Raw genomic sequence first — 20,981 nt, 5'->3', positions numbered from 1 at the left:
GAGCCTTTATGCTCGCTCACGGAGCCTTTATGCTCGCTCACGGAGCCTTTATGCTCGCTCACGGAGCCTTTATGCTCGCTCACGGAGCCTTTATGCTTGCTCACGGAGATTTATGCTCGTTCACGAGCCTTTATGCTCGCTCACGGAGATTTATGCTCGTTCACGGAGCCTTTATGCTCGCTCACAGGCATTTATGCTCGCCCACAGAGATTTATGCTCATCAGAGAAGTTTTACGTTTGTTAAAGAACCAAATTGCTCACCTTTCAAAGAACCACACTCATAATCCTTCTATTTTTACGTAAAATCATTTAAAATGCTTATAACAAGTTCTTGTATGATGTACGGGGGAATTTATTTATGAAAGATAGTTTATACATACGAATTGAAGCGGGAGATCCCTATGACACCGGGAGCCTCATACCGCTAAAACCCGCTGGGGAAACGTTAACCTTTGGGCGGTCCTCACAAACGAATGACACGGATGTTTCATTTATCAGTCCATACGTTTCGAGGCTGCACGCAGAGATTTTTCTGCAAGATGGTGTATCCTTTATTAAAGATCTAGATTCAAAACACGGGACCGCGCTAAATAATAACCTCCTAGAACCAAACATGCCAAAACAGCTTCATCCTGGGGATGTCATCAGTCTAGCGAAAGGTGTTATTCTGTTAACCTACTTGAATACACAAACAGATGAAACAGAACTCACTATGGAATTCACATCGCCCATTCAGCCTACAGAAACCCAAATCACGAACGGACTTCACATTATTCCCGAACGCCGACAAATCTCAATTGACGGAGAACCACTCTTTTTATCAGGGAAGCACACAGATCTTCTTGTGTTCCTTTATCGAAAAAAGAACCAGGCTGTTAGCAGTGATGAAATCAAGATTCACATTTGGCCGGAAAGAATGGTTCCAGGATCAAACGAAATACCTGATGTTGGAAACGATGAGATCAATGCTCTTGTGTATCGTCTTCGAAAAAAACTGGGGCCGTATGGAGACTCAATCGTTACTGTCCCGCGTTATGGTTATATGCTGCAAATCAATTAAACCAGCGAATCAAAAACCTGCTAGAACATCGACGTTCAGCAGGTTTTTTCATTTCGTTCTTTTCTTTAGAAAAGGCTGTTTTCTATCGGATGTTGCTTTTAAATGTTTTTGTTCATTCGCTTCTTTGACTAGTTGATTGGAGTGCCAGGTGCGAGACTCTCGGCTAGGATAGTCGGGAAGGTGAGACACTTATACGTGAAACGTACAAATGTGGCTCACCGCCTGCCCCGCGGAAAGCGAGCTCCCTGGAACGCAAATCAATCCCTTTCAAAAGCAAAAAAGTTTGCAAAAACAGACTTAGAAAATTTTCTGAAACTTATCAGGTTCGTATGATAGAAGAATCATGATAAATCCATTTTAGAGGAGACAAAAAGAGAGTAAATTATATAAAAGGAAAAAACTCCTTTAAAAATGATGTTTCTTCTAAATAGGTGTGGTGAAGGTTATATGAGGGTAGAGGAAAATAGACAGCATCGCAGAGGCAGGTTGAATCGTTTTAAACTAATTCGCGGATTTATTATTCTCTTATTTACTATTTTGTTGATTAGAACCTACGACCTGCAGATTACAAATGGTGAGAAGGCACGTTTAAATTCAGAAACGTATGAAGATGTTGTTATAAAGAAATCCATATTCAATGACCACTATTACTCTTCCAAAGAGAACACACTACTAGAAACAGACATAAATTTAAACAAGTAACAGTAAAATGAATATGGGGGATGTCCCCATAAATGCGAAGAGGGGATGTTTATGATGCAGCCACTTAAACAAGAATCTTCGGATGGTGCAGAAAACAAACAAGAAAAATTGAACCCGATCAGCTTTATAGGAAAAGTGAAAGAATCCAATGGCTATGTATTTACCATCTATCATAAAAAAACAGTGATGAATGTAAAACTGGACTCCAAAACAGAGCTCCTGGATGGGGACAAAACACTTGATATTGCACCAGATGAAGCCGTACAGCCAGGTGCTACCGTTCAAGTAGTAGGTTTGTTAAACAAAAGGCTAAATGTAATAAAAGCTGTGCGTCTTTATATTTTTCATAAGGAATTTGATATCAGTTACTTAGGAATAAATTAATGAAGGTTCTGAAAAAAGCTTTGCCTCGTCCCTTCTAGTTATGATACATTTATAGTAATGTAACGAGGAACGGTGGAGGTGTAACATACATGCTAACAGCAGCAAAAATCCTTCTTATTTTAGTATCATTAGCTTTAATCGTAGTCGTTGTTCTTCAATCAGGTCGTTCGGCTGGATTATCAGGCGCGATTACAGGTGGAGCTGAGCAGCTTTTTGGTAAACAAAAAGCGCGTGGTATCGACGCATTGCTAAGTAAGTTAACGATCATTCTTGCAGTGTTGTTCTTCATTTTAACGATTTCCGTAGCATACTTCATTCCAATGAATTAACGATGAACTAAAAACAACAGGTGGACAATCCGCTTGTTGTTTTTTTGTGCTCTAAAAACGCCGCTCCCCCTTTCCCAGAGTGGATGTGATATGATTTGATACGTACATAAAAGGGTAACCTAAAGTCAAAAAGGTGGTAACATGATCGGTTGTCTTTGTTTGCATGGCTTTACAGGCGGGCCTTATGAGATCGAGCCAATCACGGAGTATTTGCAGAAACATACGGATTGGCTGCTTTCTGTTCCCACATACCCTGGACACGGAACAGAGCTTTCTTTAAAAGGAAAAACCCATACAGAATGGCTTGAAGAAGCTGAAACAGCTTATTTAGAACTCCGCGAAAAAGTTGAAACCATCTATATTGTCGGTTTTTCGATGGGTGGCATGATCGCGGGCTACTTAGCCTCTAAATATGGCTGTGACAAATTAATCTTATTAAATGCAAGTGCGTATTACTTAAATCCTGCACAGATGATTAAAGATCTAGCGAATATGATGGTCTCTGGCCTCAACGGTCAGTTAAGGGATCATGAACTATACAAAAGGTATAGAAAGAAATTTCTTGATACACCTTTTAGTGCAACAAGGGAGTTTCGAAAACTTGTAAAGATGATCAAACCGGAATTTTCACAAGTTTCAGCACCCACATTAATTGTTCAAGGTGAATGCGATGGCTTAGTGCCAAGAAAAAGTGCTGAGTTTTTATACAGTGCCATTGCAGCTTCCAATAAGCGGATCTGCTACTTCAAAGAATCAAAGCACATGATCTGTCATGACGTAGAAAAAGAACAATTAATCGATGAAGTATATCAATTCTTAATGAATGAATAGGAGAGAAGTTTCATGAAAATCACAGCACCAAAACCGTTTTTCTTTGAAGGAGGAAAGCGGGCAGTCTTAATGCTGCACGGGTTCACCGGCAGTTCAGCAGATGTACGAATGATGGGGAGATTTTTGCAGAAAAAGGGGTATACGTGTCATGCCCCTCAGTATAAAGGACACGCCGTTCCCCCTGAAGAATTAGTACACACTGGCCCTGAAGACTGGTGGGAAGATGTGATGGGCGGCTACAATCATCTAAAAGAAAAGGGATATGATGAAATTGCGGTATGCGGGCTTTCTTTAGGTGGAGTATTCTCACTAAAGCTGGCAACAGAGCAGCCCGTAAAAGCCGTGATCCCAATGTGTGCACCGATGTCGATCAAAAGCGAAGAAGTGATGTATAAAGGGGTTTGTGAGTACGCTGAAGAATATAAAAAGCGTGAGCAGAAAACACCCGAACAGATACAGAAAGAAATGGAAGAATTCAAGAAAACACCGATGAATACGTTAAAAGCTCTTCAAGATCTTATTCAAAGCGTAAGAAATTCTGTTGATCTCGTATACGCACCTACGTTTGTTGTGCAGGCTAGACATGATGAGATGATTAACACAGATTCTGCAACCATTATTTATGAAGAAGTGGAAAGTGAAAAGAAAGATCTGAAATGGTATGAAAACTCAACACATGTGATTACATTAGACAAGGAAAAAGAACAGTTGCATGAAGATGTTTATGCTTTCTTAGAAGACCTCGACTGGTCAGAATAGATCTTTTTCCTTTAAAAAGGAGGTCAGTTTTTGGATAAACTGCAAATACTCCAGCTCATGAAAGAATCGGAAAAACCGATGACAGTGACAGAAATTGAAGAAGCCCTTCAACTTCCTGACGCTGAAGCTTTCAAGAAACTGGTTTTAACACTAAACGAACTAGAAGATGAAGGATCGGTAGTCAGAACGCGCACGAATCGCTATGGACTGCCAGAAAAGATGAGTCTCATCAAAGGACGTGTTCAAGGACACGCAAAAGGCTTTGCATTTTTGATTCCAGAAGATAGCGAGCAAAAGGATGTTTACATCTCACAATCAGACATGAATGGTGCAATGAGCGGTGATACAGTCCTTGTTCGATTAAATCAAACATCTTCCGGTTCTCGTCCAGAGGGAACGATTATCCGTATTTTAGAACGAGGTGTAACAGAAGTTGTTGGTACGTTCCAAGAAAGCCGCAAATTCGGTTTTGTTGTTGCTGATGATAAACGTATTCCAAATGATATTTTCATCCCAGCAGACGGGGTTAATGGCGCTGTAGAAGGCCATAAAGTTTTAGTGAAGATTACAAAATACCCAGAAGGCAGAAACAGTGCTGAAGGAGAGATCATTCATATTATCGGTCATAAAAATGACCCTGGTGTAGACATCATCTCCGTTATTTTTAAGCATGGGCTGCCAAGAGAGTTTCCAGAAGAAGCATTAGAGCAGGCACATAACACACCGGATGTTATTGATCCGAATGATATTGAAGGTCGCCGCGATCTTCGCAGTGAAACAATTGTAACGATAGATGGAGCGGACGCAAAAGACCTCGATGACGCGGTTCATGTTATCAAGCTGCCAAACGGCCATTACAAGCTTGGCGTGCATATCGCGGATGTTACCCATTACGTAACAGAGGATTCTCCGATTGATAAAGAGGCACAAGAACGCGGTACGAGTGTGTACTTAGTCGACCGAGTCATTCCGATGATTCCTCATCGCCTATCGAATGGGATTTGTTCATTGAATCCGAAAGTGGACCGCTTAACCATATCGTGTGAGATGGAGATCAACCATGACGGTGAAGTAATTAAACATGAAATCTTCCCAAGTGTAATCAAAACGACAGAGCGAATGACATATACGGATGTCCGTAAGATTTTGCAGGACGAAGATGAAGAAGTTACAAAACGTTATGAACCATTGATTCCGTTTTTCAAACTGATGGGAGAGCTTGCGGAAGTCCTTCGTAAAAAACGTTTTGCACGCGGTGCGATTGATTTTGATTTTTCAGAAGCAAAAGTGCTTGTGGATGAAAACAGCGATCCACAAGATGTTGTTCTTCGCGAACGTTCAGTTGCTGAAAAATTGATCGAAGAATTCATGCTTTGTGCGAACGAAACCGTTGCTCAGCATTTTCATGAACTCGAGCTTCCGTTCATGTATCGAATCCATGAAGACCCGGATGAAGGCAAGCTAGAGCGTTTCTTAGAGTTTATCAGTATGTTTGGCTATGCTTTAAAAGGAACGGCGAGTGATATTCACCCTCGCAGCCTTCAGCAGCTCCTTGAGACAGTTAGAGGCGAGCCAGAAGAAATGGTCATCTCAAAGATCATGCTTCGTTCCATGAAACAAGCGAAGTATGACCATATGTCACTTGGCCACTATGGTTTGGCGACGGAGTTCTATACGCATTTCACGTCCCCGATCAGACGTTATCCGGACTTAATCGTACACAGATTAATTCGCACGTACCTGTTCAACAAAGATACGGGTCCAAAAACGGTCAGTCATTGGAAAGCCGAGCTGCCAGGTATCGCAAAGCACTCATCTGCGATGGAACGCCGTGCCGTTGATGCAGAGCGTGAGACAGATGAGCTTAAAAAAGCGCAGTTCATGCTCGATAAAGTAGGCGAAGAGTATGATGGTGTGATCAGTTCAGTTACAAACTTCGGATTGTTTGTTGAGCTTCCGAACACGATTGAAGGACTTGTTCATGTCAGCTACTTAACGGATGACTATTACCGTTTTGACGAAAAGTTTATGGCGATGATCGGTGAGCGAACAGGTAACGTATTCCGTATCGGTGACGAGATCTCCATTCGTGTTGTGAACGTAAACGTTGATGAGCGCTCGATTGATTTTGAAATTGTGGGCATGAAAGGTACGCCTCGAAAACGCCATAAAGATCGTCAGCAGGTGATCGACATTGGTGATACTCCAAAACGCGGCCGTGGAAGACGCGGCAAGAATCGCAGAAATGAGACAGAGCGTTCCAACGGTCCACAAGATTCAAAGAAGGGCAAGAAAAAACCTTTCTATAAGCCTGTAGCTAAGAAAAAAGGCAAGAAAAAGAAAAAATAAGCAGATCGACTTGTCAAGGTTCATCTTATAGGGTGAACCTTGACGTTATTTGACCATATTGCTATAATTAAAGTTCACTTGCTGTGGGGAGGATTGTTTTACATGCCAAAAGGAGAAGGGAAAGTAGTCGCACAAAATAAGAAAGCGCGGCACGATTACCACGTTGAAGAAACATTTGAAGCTGGAATTGTCCTTCAGGGCACGGAGATTAAATCCATTCGCGCAGGCAGGGCAAATTTGAAAGATTCTTTCGCACGTGTTCAAAATGGCGAGTTGTTTTTACACAACATGCACATCAGCACGTACGAACAAGGAAACCGCTATAACCATGATCCGCTGCGTACACGTAAGCTGCTTTTGCATCGCAAAGAGATCAACAAGCTTTTAGGGGCAACAAAAGAACAAGGATATTCGATCGTTCCTTTAAAAATGTATCTGAAGAATGGTTTTGCTAAACTATTGATTGGTTTGGCAAAAGGTAAGAAGCATTACGATAAGCGTGATGACCTGAAGAAAAAGGATGCGAAGCGGGAAATTGAGCGTGCATTCCGAGATCGCCAAAAAGCTTAATTGGTTCTTCTTACAGGAACTTACAATTGAGGCGAGGCTTCAAAAATGTTATACTGAGTACACAAGTGAATAAGAGCAAATAAGCTTTTATCTCTCCGGTAGCGGCAAAATTAATTTTTTGCATACCATTTTTATAATGGGGACGTTACGGATTCGACAGGGGTAGTTTGAGCTTAAGTTGCGAGTCGAGGGGGTCGGCCTCGTTAAAACGCCAAAGCCAATAACTGGCAAACAAAACAACAACTTAGCTTTAGCTGCGTAATAGCACTTTAGCTGTTCCTCCCTCCATCGCCCATGTGGTAGGGTAAGGGACTCACTCTTAGTGGGCTACGCCGGTTGTCCTCCGCCTGAGGACGAAGGAAGAGAATAATCAGGCTAGCGATCCGGACGCCTGTCGGCTGGCAGATGGATCCGCGAAATGCGAGTAAACCGACTACACTCGTAGAAGCTTAAGTGCCAATATCTTTGGACGTGGGTTCGATTAGTAATTAGTCGCCTTGTGTGGTAACACACAAGTGATAATTCGGCTTTATCGGTGAAACCTAACCAACGTAGATTTAATCTTCGTTGCAAGGCAATGCCGAGCGGTATGTGGAGTAATCCAACAGCCGTGTATCGACTTATAGGCTGCCAATATATATTTGGTAGTACTAGGATACGAAATGCAGCTTGAATACAGGCAAATCTATATTTCGTATAATACGCCGGAGGACCTGAATAGTCAGGTTCAAGATATAGTCAGTGCCATGACGAAAGCATGGAACAACATGTCCCACCGTCTCCACCAATACATAGGTGGATAACAGACCAACATTCATTTGTTGGTCTTTTTTTATATGTCAAAAAAAGCATCTTCAAAAAAGACAATCCTATGACTCAAAAAATGAAAATATAGACGAGTTACCTATGCCTTTTTACGGTGTTCTTACATATAATGCATGGACAAGAATAGTCAATATTAATTTTTCAGGAGGAAATTTTTTGAGTTGTAAGAATAACAAACTCTCAGCAAGAGAGGTTGCCCGATTATTGTGTAAGCGAGTAATAGCAAATGAAGGCTTCGAAGACATTGAAATAGAGGGCAAGCTTGTCTGTGTCGGAAGAGATTTCATTGCGATCAAGACAGATGACAGAGAGGTGTTTTATTTACCTTTAAACAACGTAAGAAACATTGCTGTCGTTTCTGATAAGAGCTGTTGCCATAACGAACGAAGAAGAGTATGTAATGATACGTTCCGAAGCATTTTAAATAAATTAATTAATTGTAAAGTAGCCGTTAACGATGGTGGAGATGAAGAAATCGAAGGCGTCCTTACCTCCGTTAACCGCCAATCCATTCAAATCGTTGAAATCGATGATGGAAATATCGTATTCATACCAATCGGCTCAATTAACTTCATTAAACAAGCTGGTGAATTGGGTGACCATGAAAGCAGCAACTGCAGAATTTTATGCTGTAAAAAAGAAAATCCTTGCGGGAAAAAGAAAGAAGAATGCAAAAAAGAATCTTCTTCTAAATGCTGCAAGAAAGAGTCCTCCTCTTCATCTTCAAGCTCTTCGTCTAGCTCAATCGCTTTTTGGTGCAAAAAAGAATCTTCATCATCATCGTCATCGTCATCGTCCTCTTCGTCTTCCTCTTCTTCAAGCGAAATATGCTGTAAGAAAAAGAAAAAGCACAAGAAAAGATGTTGTGCTGATTTAGAATCTAGAGGCTGGTTTAAACTGTAATCTGGTTAATGTCCTGTTTTTTAAAACAGGGCATTTTTTTGTGCCCTTTACAAAGAAATCCTCATATTTGCTGTAATAATTCATAAAAATATTCCCATCCTATACGTATAGGACGGTGATGAAGGTGGATTTGTTAAAAGAATTAACAGAAACAAACGGTGCACCTGGATTTGAAAGAGCAATTCGGGAAATCATGAAACGTGAAATAGGGCAGACTGGGGCAAGCCTTGTAACAGATAATCTAGGCAGTGTATTCGGTGAAAAAAAAGGTTCAATGAATGAAGGACCAAAAATTCTTCTCGCTGGTCACATGGACGAGGTTGGGTTCATGGTGAGCGAAATCACGCAGGATGGATACCTTCGCTTTGTTCCCCTTGGAGGCTGGTGGTCACAAGTTCTCCTTGCACAGCGGGTACATGTTCAAACGAAGAATAAAACCTTCACAGGTGTTGTTGGTTCAAAAGCACCTCACATTTTAACAATGGACGAACGAAACAGAGTGTATCCGATGAAAGAAATGTTTATTGATATCGGTGCAAACGATAAAGATCAAGTAAAGGAATGGGGAATTAAGGTCGGTGACCCTATTCTACCTATCTGCCCTTTTGAACTTATGCCAAATGAAGATACAATCCTTGCGAAGGCTCTCGATAATAGAGCAGGCTGCTACACAGCTATAAAAGTACTGCAGCAGCTTCAAAGCATCGATCATCCAAACACGGTTTATTGCGGTGCTACCGTTCAAGAAGAAGTGGGGCTGCGTGGTGCAATGACGGCACCTGCTATTATGGAGCCTGACGTGGCGATTGCACTCGATGTAGGAGTTGCAGAAGATGGACCAGGCGGTAATCAAAACAAAGCAAAGCTAGGAAAAGGACCGCTTTTAACGTTCCTTGATTCCTCAATGATTCCGCACACTGGTTTTAGGGATTTAATCATTGAGGTTGCAGAAAAGAATAATATCCCTTATCAAGTGGATGTCATGCTTGGTGGTGGTACAGATGCAGGGAAATTCCATCTCTTTAAAAAGGGAATACCTAGCCTTGTAGTTGGGGTAGCTGCACGCTATATACACAGCCATACATCAATGGTAAGCAAAAGCGATCTCGAAAACAGTGCTAAACTTCTTGTAGAACTACTTAAAGTTCTCGATAAAGAAAAACTTCAATCTTTGCTAGATTATTGATTACTATACCGAACCCCGTTGGATTTCATATTCCGACGGGGTTTCTCATTTTTACGCAAAATGTTACAGTGTTATAAAAAAATTTACATCATTCTTTGCTAATGAGGTAAAAAAGACTATTATAAAGAGATGAGAGTAAAAGTAGTAAAAGGAGATCAGTTATTTTTATGGACATCCTATTGTTGTTAAAAGCCCTTATCTTAGGGATGGTTGAAGGTTTGACGGAGTTTGCTCCCGTTTCATCAACGGGCCATATGATTCTTGTTGATGATATGTGGCTTAAATCGCAGGACTTTTTAGGGAAATACCCGGCAAATACATTCAAGGTTGTTATTCAGTTAGGCTCAATCTTAGCAGTAGTTGTGTTCTTCAGACAACGGTTCATCGACATGCTAGGTTTGAGAAGAAATAAAGTGACGAATGAGGTTACAGGTGGCCGCTTAAAGTTAACTCAAGTCATCGTAGGTTTGCTGCCTGCTGGTATTCTTGGCGTACTTTTTGAAGACTATATTGATGAGCACCTTTTCACTACAAATACAGTGCTTATCGGACTAGCAATTGGTGCTGTTCTAATGATTTTTGCTGATAAATTTGCGGCTAAAAATCAAAACCCTGTTATTGACAGTGTTGATCAGATCACCTATAAACAAGCATTTTCAATCGGACTTATCCAATGTTTGTCACTTTGGCCAGGATTCTCAAGATCGGGTGCTACGATTTCTGGTGGTGTTCTACTAGGACTTAGCCACCGTGCAGCTGCAGATTTTACATTTATTATGGCTGTTCCAATTATGGCTGGTGCAAGTGGTATTTCGCTTCTGAAGAACTTGGAATACTTTAAATTAGATGCTATGCCGTTCTTTGTCGTTGGATTTATCAGTGCGTTCATTTTCGCGATGCTTTCCATTCGTTTCTTCTTGAAAGTCATTGAAAAAGTAAAGCTAACACCATTTGCGATTTATCGCTTAGTATTAGTGGCTGTTATTTTGATTGTTATTATGTAAAATCAATGCTGAACCTCGGGCTGAGAATAAATCCCTAGGTTCAGTTTTTTTATTTATAATGATTTACTTTTTCAAGGTAGATAGTCACGCTAAATATAGAAAAAAATACATAAATAGACATAAGAAGTCATTGTCATATTTAGTAAATTTACCACTTCTATCAACTAGCTAATTCCTTTACTCTAGTAACTATTATGATGGAGGTGGATATAGGGATATGAACAAGTTTGCATCAAAAATCTTATCGAGTACACTTGCACTTTCTTTAGCTGGTGGTGGAATCGCGCTTGCTTGTGAAAACGGGCAAAAAAGCTATATTGAAGCTGGTGAGGCTACATTTGGCGGTATTCCGAAAGTGGAAGGATCCAAAAATTTTGAGCATCTAAAAGAAGTGGCCGCTGTTCCCTTAAAAGAAATGAAAGGAAAACCTGCTACAACGGCAGATGTGTATGCATACAAAGGGTATGCTTATCTTGGTACACACCGTGGTCAGATGACAAACGAAGGCGTACGAATTTTTGATATGAAAGACCCAGCTAATCCTAAAGAAGTAGCTGTTCTTGCGAATGATATCCCTGGAACATGGCAGGAAAAAGTAATCGTTCAGTCTGTAAGTACTCCTTCATTTAAAGGAGACTTAGCTGCTGTAAGTGTACAGCGGGTGGATAAAGAGCGATATGGTTATGAGGGAGAAACCTCTGAAAATGGCGGAGTGGTGTTATACGACGTTACGAATCCAAAAGAGCCGAAAAAGCTTGGTTTTTGGAAAACACCTTCTAATCTGCCGACGGGTACACATGAACATTGGCTGACCAAACAAAATAACAAAGTCTTATTACTAGCTACTAACTATCAAGCTCATCGCTATAAAGAGAATGGGGTAGATGTACATGATTTTTCAATCGTGGATGTAACAGACCCAAGTAAACCGAAGGAACTCTCAAACTGGGATCCAACAGAAGTGGGTGGTGACTTTAACGGCGACTATCAATATGAAGATGAAACAGGGGCACAACGTACTGCATTTTTACATAGTGTTATTACCGATGAAACGGGTAAATATGCATACCTCTCTTATTGGGATCTTGGCACAATCATCTTAAATATTGAAGACCCTGCAAATCCAAAGTTTGTAGGAAGAACAAAATTTGAACGCGATGTTCAAGGAGCAGCCCATTCCGCAGCATTGGCTCATGGTGGAAACATCTTAATTGAAACACGAGAAGTCTTTAATCCAGATCCTCATGATCCTGGGTTTGAAAGAGGCTGGGGCTATGTTCGAGTATACGATATAAAAGATAAGAGCAATCCTGTCTTGCTGAGTACCTTTAGAACTTTGAATTCAATGGTGCAGATTAAAGCAGGTGAGCGCAAACCTGGAACATATACGGTTCATGACCCAAAAGTAAGAGGTAACACGCTCTACTTGTCTCATTATTCAGATGGCATCCGCATGGTTGATCTTACAAACCCTTCTAATCCAGTTGAAGTAGGTTCATATGTATCAGACAAAGCAAATGTTTGGGGAGTTTTTGTAGACCGAAACTATATACTAGCTTCTGATATGGGACAAGGATTAAAAGTACTGCAGAAAAAAGCCGATCAAAATGTAAGTAAGTTGAACATGCAATCTAATCTGTTTAACTAATGTAAACATGTGAAAACCCGCTAAGCATTTGCTTAGCGGGTCCTTTATTTATTAATACTGTTCAATTCGGCTGTACCAGTCGTCGTATTCACGCTCTGCATCTTCTCTGGATCTGCCGTGCCGCTCCTGAATCTTGCCAATCATTTTCTCGCGGTCACCTTGGGCTTGATCGTAATCATCATCCGTTAGGTTACCCCATTGTTTTTTAGCTTCTCCTTTGAACTGTTTCCATTTACCTTCCATTGTATCGTTTTTCATGTGGAATCATCCTCCTTTTAATATTTATTGGAATATGAATCTTCATAACGATGTGCATTTGTTGAACGGTACGTACGGAATGTATCGTTGACTTGCCTATGTCGGCTGACTTCATTCGTATCAACTAGAACAAGAATGTCACCAGCTTCAACAGATTGTTCGTATTCTTTCGCCTCATTTTCAGGAATTCCTAGACCTACAAGAGCCCCAACAATTCCACCAGCTCCAGCGCCTACAGCTGCTCCGCCAAGTGCTGCTGCTATTGGTCCTGCTGCTACGATTGGTCCGATTCCAGGGATGGCGAGCGCTCCTGCACCTAGCAGTAATCCGCCAATACCACCAAGAACACCTCCAGTAGCCATACCTGTTGCGGCACCTTCAGGGGCTTTGGAGCCTGTTTCATCATGAATATGTTTTACTTCTTTCTTGTCTTTTGCAATCACCGAGATATCATTTTCATCATATCCTTGATGTTTCAACTCTTTGATTGCCTCAATTGCATCATCTTCTGAACGGAAAACGCCTACCACCTTACTATGTGTATCCATCGAATTCCTCCTTTTGTTGAAGATTGGTTACCTTATTTGTGTTCCCACAGAAAAATATAACGAAACGTATATAAGCAGGTTTACAAAAAAATTCACACAATATGGAACATTTTAACAACAATACACATATTGTACTTACTTACAATTTATGGTTTGATGTCTATATAAAGGAAATAAAAGAATCAATACTGAAATGGTGATCGTAATGGATATATTTATCGGCAGACAACCTATCTTAGACAAAGATGAGAATGTTGTCGCATATGAACTTTTATATCGAAATAGTGCAACGAACAGGTACGAAGGATTTGATCATGACAGTGCTACGATTGATGTTATGGTAAACAGTTTCACAGGGATCGGAATTAAAGAGGTGGGGGAACGAAAAAAGTGCTTCATCAACTTTACGGAAAACCTTTTGCTAAATCGGATTCCGACATACATATCCCCCGAATATATTGTGGTAGAGATTTTAGAAGATGTCCGTTTGAGTGAAGAGGTACTAACGGTCTGTAAAGAGTTGAAGAATAAAGGGTATATTATAGCACTTGATGATGTTTCTGTTAACAAAGATCTAGATTCGCTGCTGCCGTACATAGATATCATTAAGGTTGATTATTTAGTCATGGAATATGCAGAAATGAAAAATATGATCGAAACCTATAAAGACCAAGTGACTTTTTTAGCAGAAAAAATAGAAACACGAGAGCAATTTGAAGAAGCGCGAAGCTTGGGTTTTGAATATTTTCAAGGATACTTTTTTAGCAAGCCTATCATCTTGCAAGGAAAAGATATCGCACCTATTCCAACAAACTATATTTTACTTTTAGAAAAGCTCAGCAGTTCAGAGCCTGATGTGAATGAAATCAGCAGTCTTATTCAGCGGGATTTGTCACTTTCCTATAAGCTATTAAAAGTTATGAATTCCGGAACATACTTTTTTAAAAGCAAGATAACATCCATAAAACAAGCAGTAGTATTGGTAGGACTTTACGAGATTAAGAAATGGATTATGATCCTCATGATGTCCAGTTTGAACAGAGCAGATAACCAGATGGAAATCGTTAAACTTAGCTTAACAAGAGCTGTCTTTTTTGAACGTATTGCACAGATTGTAGGTGTCCCCAAAAATCACCTCTATATGTTTGGTATGTTCTCATTTATAGATACACTTCTTAGCAAGGATATGAAAGAGATCATTAAAGATCTCCCTATTACAAATGAGCTTGCTGAGGCACTCCTTGGGAACAAGGATAAGTACAATCTTGCTTTAACAATCGTACAGCATTTAGAACGTGGCGCTTGGATCGAGATACAAACGTTATGCCGGACACTTCATGTGACAGAAGATGAATTATTCACTCAGTATCAAGCAAGTATGGTATTATCAAATCAATTTTTACAAACTGATACTGAAAAAAATATAATAGAATCCATCTAAGTTATAAGGACCTCTTAATCGTTAGAGGTCCTTTCGTATATTTAAGAGAAAGTTGTAGTCCCTATAAAATGAGAAATTCAGGAGAAAATATGACTGATTTAAAAACGAGGAGAAGTACTATGAAATTAAGCATTTTAGATCAATCACCAATCGCTTATGGAAAAAACGCACATGAAGCTCTTCAAGCTTCAATGGAACTAGCAAAGGCAGGAGAACAACTCGGGTATGCGAGATATTGGATTGCTGAACACCATGACTTTTCAGGTTTATCCTGTTCTGCACCAGAAGTGATGCTCGGGTATATTGGTGCGCATACAGAAAAGATACGATTGGGTGCTGGTGCTGTATTGCTGCCGCATTATAAACCATATCGTGTTGCAGAAACGTACAATCTGCTTGCGACTCTTTTTCCTGGGCGAATTGACCTTGGCATTGGCCGTGCTCCTGGTGGCTCTGCTGAAGCAACGATGGCTTTATCAGAAAATTTTTTGGAGAATGTCCGAAAAATGCCAAATGCGATTAAACAACTGCTTCAGTTTCTACACCATGATTTTCCGCCAGAAGATCTATTTTCAAAGATAAAAGCCTCTCCAGTTCCTGAGATTGCCCCTGTTCCTTGGATCCTAGGGACAAGTCACAAAAGTGCGGTACTCGCTGCAGAGTACGGAACCGCTTATGCGTTTGGTCATTTTATGAGCGATAAACTAGGACCAGAAATTGTGGCGTCATATAAAAAACAATTTCGTTCTAGTAAGACTCAAGAGGTACCAGAAACGATTATTGCCGTTTCTATCATTTGTGCAGAAACAACAGAAAAGGCAGAACAGCTAGCTTTGCCGGGAATTTTATGGAAAAAACAAAATTCAGAAGGCAGGGGGGACAGAGGAATTCCTTCCATAGAAGAGGCTCAAAAACTTATTTCAAGTGACCAACAAACTAAACTTTTACATGAGGCAAGAAGAAAGATGGTTATTGGCAGTCCATCTGTGGTAATAGAGGAATTAAACAAGCTACAAGAAATTTATGAAGCTGATGAAATGATGATCGTTACCATCACAGACCGTTATGAAGACCGAATCCGATCTTATGAGCTTCTTGCAAATGAAATTAGAAAGTAAGCAAATTTTTTTATTTCATCAAGTAACATTGTTATACTATTATCGATTATTAAAATATAGTAGCTAATTTTTTTGTTGCTTTATATAAGGAGGACGTTATGATGTCCAATACAAAACGATTAAGTGATATAAAGTGGTCTGTTCTTGACCTAGCACCAGTTATAGAAGGCGGAACGGTTTCCGAGTCATTCAAAAATACACTAGACCTTGCACAGCATGCTGAAAAATGGGGTTATAACCGTTACTGGCTTGCTGAACATCACAACATGCCTGGAATTGCGAGTTCAGCGACTTCGGTTGTGATCGGGCATGTCGCTGGAGGTACTTCAAAGATCCGTGTAGGTTCTGGCGGGATCATGCTTCCTAATCATGCGCCACTCGTGATTGCAGAACAATTCGGTACACTGGATGCTCTATATCCTGGAAGAATAGATCTAGGGTTAGGCCGTGCACCTGGAACGGATCAAATTACAGCACAAGCATTACGCCGTGATTTAGGCAGTATGGGTGATGATTTTCCATACCAATTAGAAGAATTACGCACTTTCCTTGATCCTGAACGCTCTGAAACTCCTATGAATGTAAGAGCGGTCCCTGGGGAAGGGCAAGATATACCGATCTGGCTGTTAGGTTCAAGCGGATTCAGTGCACGTTTAGCAGGACGTGAAGGACTTCCATTTGCCTTTGCCAGTCACTTTTCACCTGATAACACGCTTCCTGCACTAGAATTATATCGAACGACATTTACGCCATCCGAAGTTCTAGATGAACCGTACGCGATGGTAGGAGCGAATGTTGTTGTTGCAGATACAGATGAAGAAGCAGCTAAAATCGCTACGTCATTGCAGCAGCAATTTGTAAACTTAGTCCGAGGAAAACCTTCGAAACTTAAGCCACCTGTTGAAAGTATGGATGGTATATGGAGTCCATATGAAAAAGCGGCGATTGATCAGCAATTACGCACTACGATTGTAGGAAGTCCAGATACAGTTAAGGATAAACTGCAATCATTCTTAGATGAAACTCAGGCTGATGAAATTATTGTTAATGGCCAGATCTATGATCACAATGCAAGATTGCGTTCATTCGAGCTATTATCAGAGATTGTGAATAAGAACTAATCTGTAGGCGCACTCCGTGAGATGAAGGGGTATGCATATGAAGATGACTCATTTAAGGTGATGAGTCATCTTTTTATTTGTCGAAAATCGGATAAATTTTTTTATACGCGGAATTTTGAGGCTTATATGCGGAATTATTAGCAATTACCTCTTATAAAAACTAAATTACCTCGTAATTCTATTTTAGTGGCCTTCCTATACAAACAAATTATCAAAGTGTACATTTCACGAACACATTTCACGCTTTTCTTCACTATTTAGTCAATAACAAGAATACGTTTTTACAACGTAAGCTCTGATAATAAAACATTTGTTCGTTTAATTGGTTTTATTAACAGGATTTTGTAAAAAAAGCTAGAATTTATCTAGAACCCTTAATCCTTTGGAGGTAGAAATGGATAAATCTATACAACTACATCAATTTAATCTTTGGGCGAATAATAAAGTTTTTGAGCAGTTAAAGAGTCTTCCGGCAGAAGTTTATCGAAAAGAGGTTGATAGCGTCTTTCCGACTATAGCAGATGTTCTCATTCACATGCATCAAGTGGATTATGTGTGGCTAAAGGCATTGAAAGGGGAGAAGTTTGAAGATATTCTTGACTCCCTTAAGTCGATATACCAGGAATTAAATGAATCTGATTTACATGATATGCAGTTAAAATTTGAGAAGATGGGATCGGATTACGAGACATTTATGGCTCAGAAGGCAGATTTATTTCAAGAAACAACTGTTCATCATCCTCATTTTGGTACACTCCACTCAAGCTATGCAGATCTTATTCAGCATATCGTAAATCACGGCACCTATCATCGCGGTCATATTTCTGCTATTTTAAATCAACAGGGACATAAAGGGGCTTCAACCGATTATATTTTTTATCTGTATTCCTTACAGCAGCAATATTAAGGTTAAGCATAAAAAAGGACGTTCTTATGAATGTCCTTTTTTAGTTTTGTCCTTTTTGAATTTTTTCTTTCAAGTCATTTATATATTGTTTCTTTTCCTTCTCATTTTGTAAGTTTCCTGGGTTCTTGTTTTGTAAATACTTCTGAAGAGCCTGATTGATCTCCTCAGGTGTAGCATCCTCAGGAATCTCGCCTTTTTTCTTTAGCATTTCAATTATTTTTTCATCATTTGCAATCATCGTATTCACCTCGTTTTTTGCCTTTGAATCAGAATCGGTTGTTTCTTTCTCATTTTGTTGAACGTTATTTTTTTGTTCTGTTTGAGAGCCGCAGCTGACCAAAATGGACGATAAGCTTACTAATAGAAAAATCCGCATAAAGGTTTTCATGATTCACCCTCCTTACAGATACAGTTTACCCCTTATAAAGCAAAACCCAACTGTACAGGAATACAGTTGGGTTTAATAAACATAAATTACTTACGTGAGATTTTAATCTTACCTACTGAGTTATCTTTGCTAGAATTTAACACTTCAAATTGTAGCCCGTATTTTGGTACGTTACGTCCAGCATCCGGAAGTCCAGGATTGCTGTAATCTTTTTTGTCATAAAATTTAGGAGTTGCACTAGTATTGTAATCTTTTAAGGTAAGACCAAGCAATTCACGATAATCTAGGAACATCTTCTCGCTTTTTTGCTTTGAGAAAGCAGCATCATGGATTTGGTAGCGAGTAGAAGCTACGGAGGCATCACTCCATCTTAATGTTTCTTGATTAGCATCCACAACACCTAAGAAACCATCTCCAGGGTGAACGCCTGTCCAGTTATCTGAGTAACTGTCATCCACATACCATACAAGAAGTCCGCCATCATATTTCATAAGACTGTCGCCACGGCGAATATGAGCTAACCCTGTATCTACACCTGCATGATTACGCCATTCTAATAGATAGTAGTGAGTAGAGTAGAATTTACCTTGGTTTTTCGTAAAACCGTCCGGTGTAAACGAAGAATCGCTCTCTGCATCATCAAATAGTGTCTGATTTCCATCAACTTTTACTGTTATATCATCTACAAAAAATCCAGGATAGATGGCTGCAACGTCTGTCCAATAGTTTAACTTCAGTTCTATTTCTTTTCCTTTATAAGCCGAAAGATCGAAGACTCCATCAACCCATCCGTCTGATTTACCAGTGATCCCGTCACCAGGATTTTGCTCATACGGATCTTCTTGTGTCGTTATGTTACCTGAAACAGTAGTCCATTCATCAGAACCTTTTTCTTTCACTTGTACGGAAGCATAATCCCAATCTTGTTCAATGTCATACCAAGTTTTAAAAGAGAGCTCTGCTGATTTGGCTTGAGTTAAATCAAGTGAAGTAACCAATGAGTTATCTAGGTTGTTGCCACTGCCGCTATGATATTGATACTCACCGCTGAAAGGAGTATTTACGACAGTCTCTTTCTCAGGAAGATCTACACGAACTGCATCATTATTTGTACCTTTCGTGTTAGCCTGATCTAGCAGCACTTCAACACCTTTTTTATCAAGCTTATCGAGGTTTAGTGTCTCCCCAGACAACCAGTTGGAGCCTTCCATACTAGATTGCAAGAATTCTTTGGACCAAGCACTAAAACCTGTTGGCTCTGTTCCTGGAATATCTCCGGCCCAGCTACCGCTAGACATGATTGACCAATAAGCTACCGCTTCACCTGCACCTGTATACTGTGTGTCGTATTCATCTGGAAGACCTAAATCATGACCATATTCATGAGCGAACACGCCAGCTGCTCCATCAGCAGGTTCAATCGTATAGTCATATGCATACATTTTCCCTTGTCCCCAATAATCTACTTCTGGTGTTGGAGATCCTGTAATAGGGAAGATACCTCCTAGATTCCAACGATGGCTCCAGATAGCGTCTCCACCAAGTGAACCGCCGCCAGCTTCTTCACCCACGCTTGAGTGAACAACCATCAAGTGGTCTACTAATCCATCCGGCTCACGAAGATTACCGTCTCCGTCCAGGTCATAACGATCCTCTTGGTCAAACTCCCTTAAATCAATCTCAGGATCCTTTGCTGCTGCCTCTAGTGCTTCTTTTACAAGGTCACGCGGTTTAGCATCACTTCCATCTGGATCAGGAACATTTCCGCCGTAGTAAGCTGCTGGATGTTTAGCTTGGTACCAGCCACCGACTTTACCTGTAATGGAATAGCTTCCCCCAGATTGCTGTTCATAGTATTGTTTTACAGATACTAAGTCTTCTCCATTAGGACCTTTGTATCCATTATCACCAAAAATCATATCTTCATAATGTTGCTTTAAATATTCGTCATAGTGCATGTCCGTTTCTTCAGGAGCGATATCTTTTGCCGGAAAGTCAGGGTACTCTACAAGAAGAACAAGTACGTTATCAAGGCGCTCGCCGCCTGTCCACTTTTCATCTACTACAGGTTTAACGTCATTGTTTTTACCTTTCTTTCCGTGCTTTAGACCATCTTTATTATGCTTTTCTTTTCCCTTTTTTTCTTTCTTACCATGCTCGTTTTCTAACTCGCCTTTAGGAAGTGACTCAGCATGTTCTTGCTTGTTCTTTAAAAACTTCTGCAGTTGTTTTTGTGCATCTGCTTCACTTGCATTCTTGCTAATTTGGCCGTTCTTTTTAAGCATTTCTATTAATCTTTCATCATTTGCAATGGCCAAATCGAATGGACCACCAGCATGCTGATGTCCTTTTTCTTCAATTGCAGAATCTTTAACATCTGACAAAACATTAACAGGCGCTGCACTTACACTGGAAAAAGCACTGCAGCTTAACATTGCTGCAAGGGCAGCAGAAACCCATTTTCCTTTTTTCATCAAAATCCCCCCTAGTAGTTTTGGAATAACCGTTATCCGACAAATATTGTCGGATAATTCCGCGTATTCAAAATGTTACCACGTAATATGTCATCCTAGAATAGGAGATATATCCCGTGTTTTTATTTTAAAATAGGGATTATTTACTATTTAAAGAACTATTTTCAATTTGACTT

At 40.1% G+C, this 20,981-nt stretch carries 20 protein-coding genes and 1 other RNA gene; 17 read left to right on the top strand and 4 right to left on the bottom strand.

What is annotated here, in order from left to right; all coding sequences use genetic code 11:
- Positions 1 to 358 precede the first annotated feature (358 nt).
- The 13 genes from AWM68_RS07240 (at position 359) to AWM68_RS07180 (ending at position 12,550) form a co-directional block, all read left to right on the top strand.
- Positions 359 to 1,060 carry an FHA domain-containing protein gene (locus tag AWM68_RS07240; RefSeq protein WP_066239252.1) on the top strand — a complete coding sequence of 234 codons (702 nt, stop codon included), beginning with the start codon at positions 359 to 361 and terminating at the stop codon, positions 1,058 to 1,060.
- 447 nt (positions 1,061 to 1,507) lie between these two features.
- A complete protein-coding gene (locus AWM68_RS07235; protein ID WP_066239250.1) occupies positions 1,508 to 1,762 on the top strand; it encodes a hypothetical protein in 255 nt (84 codons plus the stop codon).
- A gap of 51 nt (positions 1,763 to 1,813) precedes the next feature.
- On the top strand, positions 1,814 to 2,146 hold the full coding sequence (locus AWM68_RS07230; RefSeq protein WP_066239247.1) for a hypothetical protein: 333 nt from the start codon (positions 1,814 to 1,816) through the stop codon (positions 2,144 to 2,146).
- A gap of 89 nt (positions 2,147 to 2,235) precedes the next feature.
- Positions 2,236 to 2,475, top strand: coding sequence for a preprotein translocase subunit SecG (gene secG / locus AWM68_RS07225; protein ID WP_066239244.1), 240 nt, complete (start codon positions 2,236 to 2,238; stop codon positions 2,473 to 2,475).
- 141 nt (positions 2,476 to 2,616) lie between these two features.
- The gene (locus AWM68_RS07220) at positions 2,617 to 3,306 is read left to right on the top strand and encodes an alpha/beta hydrolase (protein ID WP_066239240.1); all 690 of its coding nucleotides are present in this window, start codon (positions 2,617 to 2,619) and stop codon (positions 3,304 to 3,306) included.
- Between the two features lie 12 nt (positions 3,307 to 3,318).
- Positions 3,319 to 4,065, top strand: a complete 747-nt coding sequence (locus tag AWM68_RS07215) for an alpha/beta hydrolase (RefSeq protein WP_066239237.1) — start codon at positions 3,319 to 3,321, stop codon at positions 4,063 to 4,065.
- Positions 4,066 to 4,122: 57 nt separating this feature from the next.
- Positions 4,123 to 6,414, top strand: coding sequence for a ribonuclease R (rnr, locus tag AWM68_RS07210; RefSeq protein ID WP_066239286.1), 2,292 nt, complete (start codon positions 4,123 to 4,125; stop codon positions 6,412 to 6,414).
- A 102-nt stretch (positions 6,415 to 6,516) separates the two neighbouring features.
- Complete coding sequence (smpB, locus tag AWM68_RS07205; RefSeq protein ID WP_066239234.1) at positions 6,517 to 6,984, top strand: SsrA-binding protein SmpB; 468 nt, start codon at positions 6,517 to 6,519, stop codon at positions 6,982 to 6,984.
- 146 nt (positions 6,985 to 7,130) lie between these two features.
- Positions 7,131 to 7,468: a transfer-messenger RNA gene (gene ssrA / locus AWM68_RS07200) on the top strand.
- A gap of 497 nt (positions 7,469 to 7,965) precedes the next feature.
- Entirely contained in the window at positions 7,966 to 8,712 is a 747-nt protein-coding gene (locus AWM68_RS21005) for a hypothetical protein (protein ID WP_082820611.1), read from the top strand.
- A 118-nt stretch (positions 8,713 to 8,830) separates the two neighbouring features.
- Positions 8,831 to 9,898 carry a M42 family metallopeptidase gene (locus tag AWM68_RS07190; RefSeq protein WP_082820610.1) on the top strand — a complete coding sequence of 356 codons (1,068 nt, stop codon included), beginning with the start codon at positions 8,831 to 8,833 and terminating at the stop codon, positions 9,896 to 9,898.
- Positions 9,899 to 10,065: 167 nt separating this feature from the next.
- Entirely contained in the window at positions 10,066 to 10,902 is an 837-nt protein-coding gene (locus tag AWM68_RS07185; protein WP_066239220.1) for an undecaprenyl-diphosphate phosphatase, read from the top strand.
- Positions 10,903 to 11,119: 217 nt separating this feature from the next.
- Positions 11,120 to 12,550: an LVIVD repeat-containing protein gene (locus tag AWM68_RS07180; RefSeq protein ID WP_066239217.1), complete on the top strand. Its 1,431-nt coding sequence runs from the start codon at positions 11,120 to 11,122 to the stop codon at positions 12,548 to 12,550.
- 51 nt (positions 12,551 to 12,601) lie between these two features.
- Here AWM68_RS07180 and AWM68_RS07175 read toward each other — a convergent pair whose 3' ends face one another.
- Both AWM68_RS07175 and AWM68_RS07170 read right to left on the bottom strand, forming a co-directional pair.
- On the bottom strand, positions 12,602 to 12,808 hold the full coding sequence (locus tag AWM68_RS07175; protein WP_066239214.1) for a CsbD family protein: 207 nt from the start codon (positions 12,806 to 12,808) through the stop codon (positions 12,602 to 12,604).
- 17 nt (positions 12,809 to 12,825) lie between these two features.
- Positions 12,826 to 13,356: a general stress protein gene (locus AWM68_RS07170; protein ID WP_066239209.1), complete on the bottom strand. Its 531-nt coding sequence runs from the start codon at positions 13,354 to 13,356 to the stop codon at positions 12,826 to 12,828.
- A gap of 205 nt (positions 13,357 to 13,561) precedes the next feature.
- Here AWM68_RS07170 and AWM68_RS07165 point away from each other — a divergent pair, with 205 nt between their 5' ends.
- The 4 genes from AWM68_RS07165 (at position 13,562) to AWM68_RS07150 (ending at position 17,943) form a co-directional block, all read left to right on the top strand.
- Positions 13,562 to 14,797 (top strand): EAL and HDOD domain-containing protein, encoded by a 1,236-nt coding sequence (locus tag AWM68_RS07165; RefSeq protein WP_066239205.1) that lies wholly within the window; start codon positions 13,562 to 13,564, stop codon positions 14,795 to 14,797.
- A 119-nt stretch (positions 14,798 to 14,916) separates the two neighbouring features.
- Positions 14,917 to 15,915 (top strand): LLM class flavin-dependent oxidoreductase, encoded by a 999-nt coding sequence (locus AWM68_RS07160; protein ID WP_066239202.1) that lies wholly within the window; start codon positions 14,917 to 14,919, stop codon positions 15,913 to 15,915.
- Between the two features lie 101 nt (positions 15,916 to 16,016).
- The gene (locus AWM68_RS07155; RefSeq protein WP_156488333.1) at positions 16,017 to 17,036 is read left to right on the top strand and encodes an LLM class flavin-dependent oxidoreductase; all 1,020 of its coding nucleotides are present in this window, start codon (positions 16,017 to 16,019) and stop codon (positions 17,034 to 17,036) included.
- Positions 17,037 to 17,430: 394 nt separating this feature from the next.
- Positions 17,431 to 17,943, top strand: coding sequence for a DinB family protein (locus tag AWM68_RS07150; RefSeq protein WP_066239196.1), 513 nt, complete (start codon positions 17,431 to 17,433; stop codon positions 17,941 to 17,943).
- 40 nt (positions 17,944 to 17,983) lie between these two features.
- Here AWM68_RS07150 and AWM68_RS07145 read toward each other — a convergent pair whose 3' ends face one another.
- Together AWM68_RS07145 and AWM68_RS07140 are read right to left on the bottom strand one after the other, a co-directional pair.
- Complete coding sequence (locus tag AWM68_RS07145; protein WP_066239193.1) at positions 17,984 to 18,331, bottom strand: hypothetical protein; 348 nt, start codon at positions 18,329 to 18,331, stop codon at positions 17,984 to 17,986.
- Positions 18,332 to 18,417: 86 nt separating this feature from the next.
- Positions 18,418 to 20,805, bottom strand: a complete 2,388-nt coding sequence (locus AWM68_RS07140) for an immune inhibitor A domain-containing protein (protein ID WP_066239190.1) — start codon at positions 20,803 to 20,805, stop codon at positions 18,418 to 18,420.
- Between the last annotated feature and the right edge of the window lie 176 nt (positions 20,806 to 20,981).

The sequence above is a fragment of the Fictibacillus phosphorivorans genome, assembly GCF_001619875.1.
Classification (GTDB): Bacteria; Bacillota; Bacilli; order Bacillales; family Fictibacillaceae; genus Fictibacillus; species Fictibacillus phosphorivorans_B.
This window is presented reverse-complemented; position numbering and strand designations above follow the sequence as displayed.

Excerpts from the sequence above, each read along its gene's own strand:
- AWM68_RS07240 (WP_066239252.1), top strand. The coding sequence starts at position 359 with ATGAAAGATAGTTTATACATACGAATTGAAGCGGGAGATCCCTATGAC.
- AWM68_RS07235 (WP_066239250.1), top strand. The coding sequence starts at position 1,508 with ATGAGGGTAGAGGAAAATAGACAGCATCGCAGAGGCAGGTTGAATCGT.
- AWM68_RS07230 (WP_066239247.1), top strand. The coding sequence starts at position 1,814 with ATGATGCAGCCACTTAAACAAGAATCTTCGGATGGTGCAGAAAACAAA.
- secG (WP_066239244.1), top strand. The coding sequence starts at position 2,236 with ATGCTAACAGCAGCAAAAATCCTTCTTATTTTAGTATCATTAGCTTTA.
- AWM68_RS07220 (WP_066239240.1), top strand. The coding sequence starts at position 2,617 with ATGATCGGTTGTCTTTGTTTGCATGGCTTTACAGGCGGGCCTTATGAG.
- AWM68_RS07215 (WP_066239237.1), top strand. The coding sequence starts at position 3,319 with ATGAAAATCACAGCACCAAAACCGTTTTTCTTTGAAGGAGGAAAGCGG.
- rnr (WP_066239286.1), top strand. The coding sequence starts at position 4,123 with ATGAAAGAATCGGAAAAACCGATGACAGTGACAGAAATTGAAGAAGCC.
- smpB (WP_066239234.1), top strand. The coding sequence starts at position 6,517 with ATGCCAAAAGGAGAAGGGAAAGTAGTCGCACAAAATAAGAAAGCGCGG.
- AWM68_RS07190 (WP_082820610.1), top strand. The coding sequence starts at position 8,831 with ATGAAGGTGGATTTGTTAAAAGAATTAACAGAAACAAACGGTGCACCT.
- AWM68_RS07185 (WP_066239220.1), top strand. The coding sequence starts at position 10,066 with ATGGACATCCTATTGTTGTTAAAAGCCCTTATCTTAGGGATGGTTGAA.
- AWM68_RS07180 (WP_066239217.1), top strand. The coding sequence starts at position 11,120 with ATGAACAAGTTTGCATCAAAAATCTTATCGAGTACACTTGCACTTTCT.
- AWM68_RS07175 (WP_066239214.1), bottom strand. The coding sequence starts at position 12,808 with ATGAAAAACGATACAATGGAAGGTAAATGGAAACAGTTCAAAGGAGAA.
- AWM68_RS07170 (WP_066239209.1), bottom strand. The coding sequence starts at position 13,356 with ATGGATACACATAGTAAGGTGGTAGGCGTTTTCCGTTCAGAAGATGAT.
- AWM68_RS07165 (WP_066239205.1), top strand. The coding sequence starts at position 13,562 with ATGGATATATTTATCGGCAGACAACCTATCTTAGACAAAGATGAGAAT.
- AWM68_RS07160 (WP_066239202.1), top strand. The coding sequence starts at position 14,917 with ATGAAATTAAGCATTTTAGATCAATCACCAATCGCTTATGGAAAAAAC.
- AWM68_RS07155 (WP_156488333.1), top strand. The coding sequence starts at position 16,017 with ATGTCCAATACAAAACGATTAAGTGATATAAAGTGGTCTGTTCTTGAC.
- AWM68_RS07150 (WP_066239196.1), top strand. The coding sequence starts at position 17,431 with ATGGATAAATCTATACAACTACATCAATTTAATCTTTGGGCGAATAAT.
- AWM68_RS07145 (WP_066239193.1), bottom strand. The coding sequence starts at position 18,331 with ATGAAAACCTTTATGCGGATTTTTCTATTAGTAAGCTTATCGTCCATT.
- AWM68_RS07140 (WP_066239190.1), bottom strand. The coding sequence starts at position 20,805 with ATGAAAAAAGGAAAATGGGTTTCTGCTGCCCTTGCAGCAATGTTAAGC.